Origin of the sequence: Saccharopolyspora karakumensis, assembly GCF_004349225.1 — a bacterium.
In the GTDB taxonomy this organism is placed as follows: domain Bacteria; phylum Actinomycetota; class Actinomycetes; order Mycobacteriales; family Pseudonocardiaceae; genus Saccharopolyspora; species Saccharopolyspora endophytica.
This window is the reverse complement of the sequence record NZ_SMLA01000058.1, coordinates 25706-38504: the sequence shown is the minus strand read 5'-3', so window position 1 is coordinate 38504 and position 12799 is coordinate 25706. Positions and strand designations below refer to the sequence as shown.

The following is a 12799-nucleotide window of genomic DNA, read 5'->3' as shown; positions in this document are numbered from 1 at the left end:
ACCCAGCAGAACCCCAAGACACCCCGCACGACCACGGCGCCACCTCCCACACCCACCCCGACTCCGCAGTTGACCCGAATACGGCCGTAATCCGTCACCCGATTACGGCGGTATTCCGGGTACGACCCCGATTACCGCAGTAATCCGGAACCTGATTACTGCGGTATTCCGGGTGACACCCGGATTGCGGCGGTGTTCAGGACACGGAATACCGCCGTAATCGGGGTGCCACCTCGGGGCCCGACGGGCCGACTCGGGTGGCGGACTGCGGCCGGCGCTGTCGTCGGCTTGTTCGGGGCGCGAGAATCGGGTCATCGCGGTGCGCGGTGACACCGGGCGTTCGCACGTTTAGCATCCGGTTCACCACGACGAAGTGACTTCACATTTCTGAAGCGAGGGTGATCGGGTTGTCGTCGCCGACCTTGGACCAGTTGGGTTTCCGCCTGCACGAGGAGGACTCCGTCCTCATCGCCCGGCAGGACATCGAGCCCGGCACCTACTCCGGACTCGAGATCACGAACGCGGTGCCGCGCGGGCACAAGGTCGCCACCGCCGACATCGCGGAGGGCGCGGAGGTGCGCAAATACGGGCAGATCATCGGGTTCGCCTCCCGCGACATCGCCGCCGGTGAGCACGTCCACACCCACAACGTCGCCTACCAGGAGTTCCAGCGCGAACACGCCTTCGGCGCCGACGTCACCACCACCGACTACGTGCCCGAGGACCAGCGCGCCACGTTCCAGGGCTTCGTGCGGCCCGACGGCCGGGTCGGCACCCGCAACTACCTCGCGGTGCTGACCTCGGTGAACTGCTCGGCCACGGCGGCGAAGATGATCGCCCGCCGCGTCGAGGCCTCCGGCATCCTCGACGACTACCCCAACGTCGACGGCATCTGCCCGCTCACCCACACCCTCGGCTGCGGGCACAGCGGACGCGGCAACGAGGGCTTCGAGGTGCTGCGCCGGGCGTTGCAGGGCTACGCCGGTCACCCCAACATCGCCGGACTCCTGGTGCTGGGGCTGGGCTGCGAGGTCAACCAGGTCAGGGCGCTGACCGAGGACCTGAAGCTGCCCGACGACATGCCCGTGCACGCGATGACCATCCAGGAGTTCGGCGGCACCAAGAAGACCGTCGCCGAGGGCGTCCGGCGCATCGAGGAGATGCTGCCGATCGCCAACTCCCACCAGCGGCAGACCGTCGGCGCCGACAAGCTGGTGCTGGCCATGGAGTGCGGCGGCTCGGACGCCTACTCCGGCATCACCGCCAACCCCGCGCTCGGCGCGGCGGCGGACCTGCTGATCCGCCACGGCGGCACGGCGGTCTTCGGCGAGACCACCGAGATCTACGGTGCCGAGCACCTGCTCACCCGCCGCGCGGTCAGCCGCGAGGTCGGCGAGAAGCTGGTGGACCGGATCGACTGGTGGGAGAAGCACGTCCAGGTCGACGGCAGTTCGATCAACAACAACCCCTCCCCCGGCAACAAGGCGGGCGGGCTGACCACGATCCTGGAGAAGTCGCTCGGAGCGGCGGCCAAGGGCGGCACCACCAACCTCGTCGACGTCCTGCAGTACGCGGAACCGATCACCGACCGCGGGCTGATGTTCATGGACACCCCCGGCTACGACCCGGTCAACGCCACCGGGCTGATCGCGGGCGGCGCGCAGCTGCTGTGCTTCACCACCGGGCGCGGTTCGGCGTTCGGCTGCAAGCCGGCGCCGAGCATCAAGCTGGCCACCAACACGCCGCTGTACGAGCGGATGACCGACGACATGGACATCAACTGCGGCGTCATCGCCGACGGCGAGATGACGGTGGCGCAGATGGGCGAGCAGATCTTCCAGCACATCCTGCGCGTCGCCTCGGGCGAGGAGACCAAGAGCGAGGAACTCGGCTACGGCGAAGAGGAATTCGTCCCCTGGCACCTCTCCACCGTGCTCTGAGCAAGTGCGCCTCTCGTCAAACGGCGGAGCCGTTTCCACCCCACCTGAGCAATCGGCCCCGCCGGGGGTTCTGAGCGGCTTCGTGGCGCGCGGAGTCCACGAAGCCGCTCAGGTTCCCCTACCGCAGTCGATGCGCGCTCAGGCGGCTACGGGCTCGCGGCGCGGGGTGTCGAGGTCCCAGCGGTGGCGGTGCAGCAGCACCGGGACCTGCTCACCGCGCTGCGCGGCGGCGAAGACCTCGGCGCGGGCCCGGCGCCACCAGACCCACGTGCGCGAGGCGCCGAAGATCAGCAGCGCGACCAGGGCCAGCATCGCCACCCGGTACTCCGAACCGCCGGGCATCGACTCGAACATGTCGAGCACCAGACCCACGGTCAGCACGCCCAGCGCCGTGGCCGAGTGCCCGCCGGCGTTGGCCACACCGGTGGCGGTGCCGACCTGGCGCAGCGAGTTGTAGTCGCGCACCAGGGCGAAGGCCACCGAGGACACCGGACCGCCGATGGCGAAGATCAGGAACGCCACCGCGATCACCGCCAGCGGCGGACGACCCTGCGGCCAGGTCAGCAGCGCGCACCACGACAGCGCGTTGAGGCTGAGATAGCCCATGACCAGCCACATCCGGCATTCCGGCCGCTGGCCGATGAGCGCTCCGACGAGCGGGCCGCCCACGACCTGGCCGATGATCAGCAGGCTCAGCAGCACGCTCGCCGTGGAGGCGGCCACGCCGAGCCCGTCGACCAGGTACGGGAAACCCCACAGCAGGGTCAGCGCACCCGAGACGAACATGGTGCAGAAGTGCGTCCAGAACGCCAGCCGCGTTCCCGGCACCGACCACGCGTCCCGCACCTGGGCCAGCACCGCTCCCCCGCTCTTGGGAGCCGAGGCCTTCGGCGTGGTGTCCCGCACGACCGAGACCGTCACCGCCGCGTAGGCCATCGTCAGCGCGCCCACCAGCAGGAACGTCCCGGTCCAACCGATCGTGCGCAGCGCCGCGGCCAGCGGGAAGGTGGCCGCGACACCACCCAGCGCCCCCAGAGCGCTGGAGATGGTGGCCACCAGCGCGTAGCGCCGCGCCGAGAAGTGCGCCGCCACCAGGCGCAGAATGCTCACCCACATCAACGCATCGCCCAGGCCCAGCACGCCCCGCGCGGCCAGTCCCATCGCGTACGTGTCGGCCAGCGCGAACAGCGCCTGGCCGGTCCCCAGCAACAACACCGCCGTGGTGATCACCCGGCGTGCGCCGAAGCGATCCACCAGCAAACCGGTGGGAATCTGCATGCCGGCGTAGATGCCGACCTGCAGCACCGTGAACGCGCTGAGCGCGGCCGGTCCGACGTCGAACCGATCGAGCGCCTGCGTCCCGGCAACCCCCAAGCTGCCCCTGTGAAATACCGCGGCGAGGTAGGCGACCACCGCCACGCTCCAGATCCACCATGCCCGACTCTCCGGTCGGTCGGCAGCCACGAATGCCCTCCCGTGTTCTTCATGTCAACAACGTCGTGCGAACGCTTACTCATCCGTTACTTCGTTTCGCGAAGCTCTGGAGTTAGCGATCTCGCGAGTGGACTGCACCACATGCTCCACAGTGGAGGGACAGCGATTCGAGTCTTGGCTCCGGAGCGACGCCCGCCTAGCCTCGAACCCGGTGCCCGCGACGCGGCGGGCAGCGACGCATCGAAAACACCGGCGCGCCAACGCGCCAGGTGGGATGGAGCGCGATGGACGGCACCACGGCCCCGCATCCGGCGATCCACCGCATGTTGCACCCGAGGTCGATCGCGGTCCTCGGCGCTTCGAACAACCCGGTCAAGCTCTCCGGCCGCGCGATAGCGCTGATGAAGCGCTTCGGCTACGCGGGAAGGCTGCTGCCGATCAACCCGGTGCGCGCGCGGGTGCAGGGAATCCCCGCTCACCCCCGGCTGGCCGACGTCGACGGCGAGATCGACCTCGCGATGATCATGCTCCCCGCCGACCAGGTCGTCGACGCCGTCCGGGACTGCGCCGATCGGGGGATTCCCGCGGCGATCGTGGGCGCGGCCGGATTCGCCGAGCTCGACGAGCACGGAGCGCGACTTCAGCACCAGCTCGGCGAGGTCGTCGCCGAAACCGGCATCCGGTTGCTCGGGCCGAACTGCCTGGGCATGTTCAGCCTGCGTGACAAGGCGATGCCGACGTTCACCTCGGCGATGGACGGGGACTTCCAGCTGCGCGAAGGGCCGTTGGCGTTCGTCAGCCAGAGCGGCGCGTTCGGCACCTTCATCTTCTCCGCCGCCCAGCACGCCGGGATCGGCATCTCGCACTTCCTCAACACCGGCAACGAAGCCGACCTGTCGGTCGCCGAGGTGCTGGGGGGACTGGTCGAGCTCGACGAGGTCCGGGTGCTGATGGCCTACCTGGAAGGCGTGCACGACGGCCGGGAACTGCTGACCGTGGCCCGCCGAGCCCACGAGCTGGACAAACCCGTCCTGACGGTCAAGGTCGGGCGATCGGAAGCCGGCGCCAGGGCCGCGGCGTCGCACACCGCGTCGCTGGCCGGTGAGGACGCGGTCTTCGACGGAGTCGTGCGGCAGTTCGGCGTGGTGCGGGTGGACGGGATGGAGGACCTGCTCGACGCGGGGATGATCTTCGCTGACGGGCGCCGGGCCCGGGGCAGGCGCCTGACCACGCTGTCGCTGTCCGGCGGCGCCGGCGTGCTCATGGCCGACGCCGCCGCCCGCCACGGCTTGGACGTCCTCCCCTGGGAGCCCGAGTGGCAGCACCGGATGGCCGAGGTGCTGCCCGCCTTCGGTTCGCCGCGCAACCCCGTGGACCTCACCGCGAATCTGATCAGCGACCCTTCGATGCTGCGGCGCTCCCTGGAGATCGCGGTCGAGCACCCGGGCTCGGACATGATCGCGGTCCTGCTGGGCAATTCCGACCACGTCGCGGACGAGCTCATCGGCGCCGTCGAGCACGCCTACCGCTCCACGGACCGGCCCTTGGTGGTGGTGTGGACCGGCGGCAGCGGACGCCCCCGGGAGTGGCTGCGAGAACTGGGGATTCCGTGCTTCACCGACCCCGGACGCGCGGCCGGGGCACTGGGCTCGCTGGCCGGCTACAGCCTGCGCCCCTCCCCGCCGAGCCCGCAGCGGCCGAACGACGTCGACCGCCGCGCGGTGCGCGCGATCCTGTGCGAAGCGCGCGATCACGGACGCGGGCAGCTCGACGAGCACGAGTCCAGCAGGCTCATCGCCGCCTACGGAGTGCCCTGCGCAGGCGCCTTCCCCGCCAAGGACCCGCAGAGCGCGGTCGCCGCCGCGCACGACCTGGGCACGCCCGTGGCGGTGAAGCTCCTGTCCCGCGCCATCGGCCACAAGTCCGACATCGGCGGAGTGCGCCTGAACCTGTCCACCGACGCCGAGATCCAGGAGGCGGCCGATGACCTGCTGCGGCTGGATCCGGACGCCAAGCTGCTCGTGCAGCGGATGGCGACCGGCACGGAGCTGATCGTCGGCATCAAGCGCGACCCAGCGTTCGGCCCGGTCGTGGTCGTCGGGCTCGGCGGCGTGCTGGTCGAAGTCCTCGCCGACAGCCAGGTCGGCGTCGCGCCCCTGGACACCGCCTCGGCGAAGCGACTGCTGGGCTCGCTGCGCGGGAGCAAGGTCTTCGCGGGCGTCCGCGGCGAACCGGCCCGCGACCTCGACGCCGCGGCCGACGCCATCGCCAGGTTGTCCTGGCTGGCCCACGACCTCGCCGACGACCTCGCCGAACTCGACGTCAACCCGCTCCTGCTCGACGAGAACGGCGCGGTGGCGGTCGACTGCCTGGCGGTGCTGAGCTAGCAGCGCGCGGGTGCGTTGCGGGACAACGGCTTCCCGGGGTCCGGGATCAACGCGCACGAAGTCCGTCGACGATGACCGACATCATCGGCTGAGCCCGCGCGTCCCATTCGGCTTCGGGAACGCGTGCCCACCCGCCCAGCAGCAGGATGACGTCCGCCGCGCCGACGTCCTCGCGCACCTCGCCGCAGGCCCAGCACGCGATGGACGCTCGGAATCAGCCCGGAAGCCGTCGCGCGTCATCGAGCAACCCGACGACGTCGAGATCGGCGACCTGACCATCCGACCCACCAAGCAGGGCTGACCGGCCACCGCCGGACCGCACCTCACGACGAAGCGGTTCGTCGTGAACTCGGCGGCGTGGGCGCCGTGATCGAACGCTGCGAGGTTGCCGCTCGATCAACGCACGTCAACACGGCGTCACTTCTTTCGACCGTTCGAATTCTCTATTGACCGGTCAAATGCGCGGAGCTAGATTCCGTCCATGGCAACACCGGCGTACCTGCGCATCCGCACCGAACTGGAGCAGCGGATCCGCTCGGGTGCGCTGCTGCCCGGCAGCAAACTCCCCACCGAGGCGGAGCTGCGCGAGCAGTACTCGGTCAGCCGTGCCACCGCGCAGCGGGTGCTGACCGAACTGGCCCAGGCCGGGCTGGTGGAACGACACCGTCGGCGCGGCACGTTCGTCGCCGAAGGCGCGCGGCAGGAGAACCTGCTGCGCCTGGTCAACCCCGCGTTGCAGGGCCCGGAGATCCCCGGGCGGCACGCGGTGGACTCCGCTGCGGTCATCCCGGCGCGCGACGCCGACGTCGAGATGCCCGGGGTGGACGGCGACGCGCCGGTGACGCAGCTGCGCCGGCTCAAGTTCGACGTCGACGACAACCCGATCGCCGTCGAGCTCTCCGCGGTCCCGTTCTCGCTGGCACCACGACTGCTCGACGAGGACCTGGCCCACCTGACCGTGCACGACTACTTCTCCCGCAACGGCGTCCCCGCGGCCAAGTCCCGCGTCTACGTCGACCCGGTGCTGCTCGACGACGACACCGCGTCCCGGCTGCACCTCACCCCCGGCGGAGCCGTGATCCGGCTGCGCCGGCTGACCTGGCTCACCGACGGCAAGCTCGCCGAAGCCATGTGGCACATCATCCGGCCCGACCTCGTCGAGTTCTTCATCGAGCACAGCGTCCTGTCCACGCAGGAACGCTGATTTCCCTTCGCCCACAGCGGTTTCGCACTGGAACCGTTCGTTCATCCTGCCCGGAAGACCTTGGAGGAGCGTTCATGACTCGCATCGCGGTGATCGGCACCGGCGTCATCGGTGCCATGACGGCCTGGCGGCTCGCGCTGCGCGGAGCCGAGGTGCTGGCCTTCGACGCCTACGGCCCCGGCCACGACCGGGGCGCCTCAGCGGGCGAATCCCGCATCTTCCGCACCGCTTACAAGGAAGGCGCCGGTTACGTGCCGCTGCTGCAACGCGCCGAAGCGCTGTGGCGCGAGCTGGAACGCGGCGCGGACGCGCACCTGCTGACGATGTGCGGCGGGCTGACCATCGGCGCGCCCGACAACGCCGACGTCGCCGCCGTGCGGCGCTGCGCCGAGGACGCGGGGCTCGACCACGAGGTCCTCGACACCGCCGAGGCGCGAGAGCGCTTCCCGCAGCACCGGATCGACGACGGCGAGATCATGGTGCTCGACCCGGCGGCCGGCGTGCTGCGACCGGAACCCGCCGTGCAGGCCGCACTGCGGTCCGCCGAGGTCGCGGGGGCTCAGATCCTGTCCTACCACCCCGTCGCCGACGCCACCGAGACCGCGGACGGCTGGCGGATCACCAGCAACGACACCACCTTCGACGTCGACCACGCGATCTTCGCACCCGGCCCGTGGGCACGACAGCTCGCGCCGTTGCGGAACCTCCCGGTCCAGGCGCGGTTGATCACCGCCTACTGGTTCGCCGCGCGCGACGTCGCCGCGCACTCACCGGAGTCGATGCCCATCGCCATCCGCAGGCACGCCGAAGCCGGGTTCTCCTGCTTCCCCGCGCTCGACGGAGTGGCGATCAAGATCGTGCCGCACCACCTCGGGTGGACCGAGCTCGACGGCCCGGACGACCTCCCGCGCACGTCCCCTGCCGACCACGCACGAGCCGCTTCAGCCGCCGCCGCGCGGCTGCTGCCTGGGGTGACACCGCATCCGATGCGGACCGGCACCTTCGCCGAGGGCTTCACCCCCGACGACCACGCCCTGCTCGGTCCGCTCCCCGGACACCGCCGGGCCACCGTCATGACCGGTTTCTCCGGGCACGGTTTCAAGCTCGCGCCCGCCTTCGGCGAGATCGGCGCGGACCTCGCGCTGACCGGGGGCACCTCGCACGACATCGCAACGCTCGACCCGAACCGCTTCCCGCTGTGAGCCCACTGGAGGCCAACCATGCTCACCGGTTCCACCGGCCAGATCGCCGGGATCATCATCGCCAGCCTGCTGGTCATCGGATTCGGCATCGGCATGTCCGTCTACTTCGGACGCAAGGCGAAGAACTCCGCGGACTGGCTGTCCGCGGGTGAATCGCTGCCGCTGATCGTCGTCATCATCACCCAGTTCGCCACCGCCACCGGCGGCGGCGTGCTCATCGCGCACGTCGGCATCGGATACCGCTCCGGGTGGTCGGTCTTCGTCTACGAGGGATGCGTGCTGGTCGGCTTCCTGGTGCTGATGTGGATCGCGAAGTGGCTGCGCGAGCAGCGCTTCACCACCGTTCCCGACATCATCACCAAGCTGTTCGGCCGCAACCGGCTGGCCATCGCGATCGCCGCGCTGGCCGCGCTGGTCGTGCCGTTCGGCTGGCTGGCCACCCAGTTCGTGGCGTTCGCGCAGCTCTTCGGCCAGCTCACCGGCGTGTCGCCGACCGCGCTGATCCTGCTGATCATGGTGGCGTCGCTGCTGTTCGTGCTGCCCGGCGGCCTGACCTCGGTCGCCTGGACCGACTTCGTGTTCGGCATCTTCATGATCGCCATGTCGCTGGGAGTGGCCGGCTACGCCGTCCACCTCGCAGGCGGTTGGGGCCAGATCACCGCGACCGTCCCGCAGCGGCTGTGGGGCTGGGAGGGGTTCACAGCGGCCGGCTGGGACCAGATCTGGCTCTGGGTCGCGGCGATCCTGCCGGGAACCCTCACCAACCAGCTCTACTACCAGCGGGTCTTCGCCACCAAGAAGGTCTCCGACGCCCGGCGCGGGCTGGGCCTGTCCGGCCTGACGATGCTCATCGGCGGCGTCTACGCCGGGTGCATCGGGCTCGCCGTTCACTCGATGAACCCCGGCCTGGCCAACGAGGAGGACGCCGCCGGCTGGCTGCTCACCCAGCTGCCGACCTGGCTGGTGATCGTCTTCGGCGCGTTCCTGGTCTCCACCATCATCTCCACCACCGGTGCCGCGCTGCAGTCGGTGGTGGCCAACCTGACCCGCGACGTCTACCAGAACATCGCGGGGAAGCAGGCCGGTGAGCGGCAGACCGTCGCGCTCTCGCGGATGATCACCGTCGGCGTGTCGGTGCTCGCCGCCGTGCTGGCGATCCTGTTCCCGAAGGCGCTGACCTGGCTGGTGGCGACCTACGCCTACTCCGCGGCGGCGCTGGCGGCACCGATCTTCCTCGGGTACCTGCTGCACCGGCGACGCCGGCTGACCCCGACGGCCGCCATCGCGGGCATGGTCGCAGGCATCCTGGGGTGTGCCCTCGCCCAGCTCGCCGACACCACCGTGCCCTACGCGGTCTACGGCATCGCCGTCTCGGCCGTGGCAGTGCTGGTAACCGCACTGCTGACCCCCTCCCGTCCCGCCGTCGAGAACGAAAGGGCAGTCCGAGCATGAACATCGCCGTGATCGGCCTGGGTGTCCTGGGCGCGGCAACCGCACGCTCGCTGAGCCTCGCAGGTGCCCAGGTCACCGTCTTCGAACGCACCGCCCCGCTGGCGGGCACCTCGAACACCTCGTTCGCCTGGGTGAACTCGCACAGCAAGAACCCGCGCCCGTACCACGACCTGAACGTCGCCGGCATGGCCGAGCACGACGTCCTGGCGGCCTCGCCGGGCCGCTGCGCGCCGTGGCTGACGCTGGGCGGGAACATCGAGTGGGCCGACGACCCCGCCGGGACCGAACGGCTGGCCGCCTCGGTGCGCGAACTGCAGGACCGGGACTACCCGGTGGAGTGGATCGGGCCGTCGCAGGCCCGCGACCTGGTGCCCGACCTCCTCGTTCCCGACGGCGTGCGGGACATCGCCCACTACCGCACCGAGGGCCACCTGATCCCGGCGCTGCTGGTCGCGCGCTTGTGGGGCGAGGCCCGCGAGCACGGCGCCGAGCTGCGGTGCCCGGCCGAAGTCGCGTCGGTGTCCGAGACCGGGGACGGGGTGCGGATCACCCTGGCCGACGGGGAGGTCGCCGGCGCGGACGCGGTGGTGTTCGCCGCCGGGCGCTGGACCGAGGCGCTGACCGCGACCACCGGCCACCGGGTGGCGATGGCCGATCCGGATGTCGCGGGATCGGCCACCGTCGGGTTGCTGGGATACACGGCTGCGCTGCCGACCCGGCTGGACGCCGTGCTGACCACACCTGCGCTGAACGTGCGTCCCGACGGCGGTGGGCGGCTCGTGGTGCAGGGCCTGGACCTGGACGCCGACGCGGATCCCGCCAATCCTCCTGCGGTGGACGGCCACCACGCCCAGGAGCTGTGCCGGCGGCTGAACGACCTGCTGGCGGGGACCTCCGGCGCGGTTCTGGAGTCCATCCGGGTCGGGCAGCGGTCGATGCCCGGCGACGGGTTGACGGCAGCGGGCTTCCTCGGTGAGACCGGGCGGGTCTACGTGCTGGCCACGCACAGCGGCGTCACGCTGGGGCCGCTGCTCGGCAGGCTCGCCGCGTCCGAGGTGGTCGGCGGTGAGACCGCGCCGGAGCTCCGGCACTTCCGCCCTGACCGGCTCGTGGGTCGAGACTCGTTGCCGCCCTTGGAGAAGGTGCGGTTCGCCGGCCAGCAGTGATGGTCACTCCGCAGTGGCGTGATGAAACGCTTTCCGCTCCAACTCGTTTCGAAGCGTTACCGCTCAGATCATCCCATCCAGCGATCGCCATTCGCTCGCATTTTCGAACACCCGGCGGCACAATGGGCACATGAGTTCGATGGCGCGGGCGCTGGCCCGACACCGGTTGCGAGCCCCTGGATGTGGTGGCGTGACGAGGAATTCCGCCCAACGCGGCGCGGCTCGCGCGCTGATCCCCAGACCACGGGATCACGAGCCGGGCACCGCCAGATGACCACCGAGAACCGGCCTCCGCGGAGACCGGTCACCCGGTACGCCCCTCATGAGCACGGCTGTCGTTTGACAACTCCACAGTGGGAAAGCTCAGCCCAGGTGGCGATGCAGGAAGTCCAGCGTGCGCGGCCAGGCGACGCGGGCCGATTCCTCGTGGTACGATGCGGGGTTCTGGTCGTTGAAGAACGCGTGACCCGCCGCGTACACCTGGATCTGGGGGTGGACCTCGGTCTGCTTCTTGATCTTGTCCGCCACCTCGCCGACGGCGTCCACCGTGACGCCGCGGTCGTACTCGCCGAAGTGGCCGAGCATCGGCGCCGTCATCGCGGAGAAGTCCGTCTCGACCGGCGGAATCCCGTAGAAGGGGATGACGGCGCCGATGCGGTCACCCTGTTGAGCGGCCAGGACCAGCGCGAACTTGCCGCCCATGCAGAAGCCGACCGCACCGACCGCAGACCCGGTCACCAGCTCGTGCCCGAGCAGGTGGTCCACGGCGCCCGACAGGTCACGAGCCGCCCGGTCGACCGGCAGCTCCTGCATCATCCGGGCGGCTTCTTGCGCGTCGTGCGTGGTGTGACCGCCGTAGAGATCCGGGGCCAAGGCCACGAAGCCCTCGGCGGCGAAGCGGTTCGCGACATCGGCGACGTGGTCGGTCAGCCCCCACCACTCCTGGATCACCACCACTCCCGGACCCGGTCGCCCGGGAGTCGCCAGGTAGCCGTGGGCGGTCCGTCCGTTGCTGGCGAAGCTGACGTTCTGGTGCGGGTTCGTCACGCTCGTGCTCCTTCGTCGGAGGATGACCGTTCGCCGGGGCCGCTCGTGCCCGCACCATGATCCCGCCGCGAACAGCTGATCGCAGCCCTCAGTCGAGCGGCATGTGGAAGATCTCCCAGGTGTGCCCGTCCGGGTCTTCGAAGCTCCGGCTGTACATGGGGCCTTCTTCCACGACGTCCCCGATGCGCGGCGACCCGGCCTCGCGGGCCTTCGCCACGAGCTGGTCCACCTCCTCGCGCGAGTCGGCGGTGAGGGCGGTGATGACCTCGGTGACCTTGGTCGAATCCGCCAAGTCCTTGGTGATGAAGGACTTGAAGAACGGTTCCACCAGCAACATCGCGTAGCTGTCGTCGTTGATCACCATGCAGGTGGCGTTCTCATCGGTGAAGTTCTCGTCGAAGGTGAACCCCAGCGCGGTGAAGAACTCCACCGAACGGTCCAGGTTCTTGACGGGCAGGTTGAGGAAGGTCTTCATGGCCATCGTCATCACTCCACTCAGTTGAGGTCGGAACTGTCAGGATCGGGCGAGGACGGGGATCGTGCCGCGCCGAGCCCAGGCGACGAGCAGCAGCACCACGCCCAGCACCAGCGGCGACAGGGCCACCACCGGGGCACCGAGCGGGAAGACCTGCGCCAGCACGGCGCCCACCATCACCAGCGCAAGGCCGAAGGCCGCGAGCCCGCACAACCGCGGGATCAGCAGCCCGATCGCACCGAGCAGTTCGACCGATCCGGTCAGGTAGCGGAACCACTGCCCGAAGCCGATCAGGTCGAACATCTGCACGGCCATCGGATCACCGAGCAGCTTCGGGACCGATGCGAAGACGAAGAACGCCGCGAGCAGCACCTGCAGCACCCAGAGCCCGATGTTGACCGCCCGTCCCGGCGGAGCCTTGGTCTCGTTCGCACTCGTAGTCATCCGGACGCACCCTTCCCATCGCGCTGTTGAGATTCGATCGCAGGTATC

11 protein-coding genes are annotated in these 12799 nt (G+C 69.9%); 6 read left to right on the top strand and 5 right to left on the bottom strand.

Annotated features, from left to right (window positions below):
* Window positions 1-407 precede the first annotated feature (407 nt).
* Complete coding sequence (locus E1202_RS26350) at window positions 408-1940, top strand: UxaA family hydrolase (RefSeq protein WP_132675646.1); 1533 nt, start codon at window positions 408-410, stop codon at window positions 1938-1940.
* A 138-nt stretch (window positions 1941-2078) separates the two neighbouring features.
* On the opposite strand, the gene E1202_RS26345 is transcribed toward E1202_RS26350, so the two are convergent.
* Entirely contained in the window at window positions 2079-3404 is a 1326-nt protein-coding gene (locus E1202_RS26345; protein WP_132685887.1) for an MFS transporter, read from the bottom strand.
* 254 nt (window positions 3405-3658) lie between these two features.
* On the opposite strand from E1202_RS26345, the gene E1202_RS26340 reads away from it, so the two are divergent.
* On the top strand, window positions 3659-5761 hold the full coding sequence (locus E1202_RS26340; protein ID WP_132685885.1) for an acetate--CoA ligase family protein: 2103 nt from the start codon (window positions 3659-3661) through the stop codon (window positions 5759-5761).
* Between the two features lie 46 nt (window positions 5762-5807).
* On the opposite strand, the gene E1202_RS32700 is transcribed toward E1202_RS26340, so the two are convergent.
* The gene (locus E1202_RS32700; protein WP_268952367.1) at window positions 5808-5939 is read right to left on the bottom strand and encodes a hypothetical protein; all 132 of its coding nucleotides are present in this window, start codon (window positions 5937-5939) and stop codon (window positions 5808-5810) included.
* Between the two features lie 303 nt (window positions 5940-6242).
* Between E1202_RS32700 and E1202_RS26325 the strand changes: the two genes are divergently transcribed.
* From E1202_RS26325 to E1202_RS26310, 4 genes are all read left to right on the top strand, one after another.
* Window positions 6243-6965 (top strand): GntR family transcriptional regulator, encoded by a 723-nt coding sequence (locus E1202_RS26325; protein WP_132685883.1) that lies wholly within the window; start codon window positions 6243-6245, stop codon window positions 6963-6965.
* A gap of 74 nt (window positions 6966-7039) precedes the next feature.
* Window positions 7040-8167 (top strand): N-methyl-L-tryptophan oxidase, encoded by a 1128-nt coding sequence (solA, locus tag E1202_RS26320; RefSeq protein WP_132685881.1) that lies wholly within the window; start codon window positions 7040-7042, stop codon window positions 8165-8167.
* A gap of 18 nt (window positions 8168-8185) precedes the next feature.
* Entirely contained in the window at window positions 8186-9619 is a 1434-nt protein-coding gene (locus E1202_RS26315) for a sodium:solute symporter family protein (RefSeq protein WP_132685879.1), read from the top strand.
* Window positions 9616-10785: an NAD(P)/FAD-dependent oxidoreductase gene (locus tag E1202_RS26310; protein WP_132685877.1), complete on the top strand. Its 1170-nt coding sequence runs from the start codon at window positions 9616-9618 to the stop codon at window positions 10783-10785. Before E1202_RS26315 ends, E1202_RS26310 begins: the two co-directional genes overlap by 4 nt.
* Window positions 10786-11148: 363 nt before the next feature.
* Here the strand turns inward: E1202_RS26310 and E1202_RS26305 are convergent, their stop codons facing one another.
* From E1202_RS26305 to E1202_RS26295, 3 genes are all read right to left on the bottom strand, one after another.
* The gene (locus E1202_RS26305) at window positions 11149-11832 is read right to left on the bottom strand and encodes a dienelactone hydrolase family protein (RefSeq protein WP_132685875.1); all 684 of its coding nucleotides are present in this window, start codon (window positions 11830-11832) and stop codon (window positions 11149-11151) included.
* Window positions 11833-11920: 88 nt separating this feature from the next.
* A complete protein-coding gene (locus E1202_RS26300; protein WP_132685874.1) occupies window positions 11921-12313 on the bottom strand; it encodes a VOC family protein in 393 nt (130 codons plus the stop codon).
* 33 nt (window positions 12314-12346) lie between these two features.
* Complete coding sequence (locus E1202_RS26295) at window positions 12347-12751, bottom strand: DoxX family protein (RefSeq protein ID WP_132685872.1); 405 nt, start codon at window positions 12749-12751, stop codon at window positions 12347-12349.
* Window positions 12752-12799: the final 48 nt, after the last annotated feature.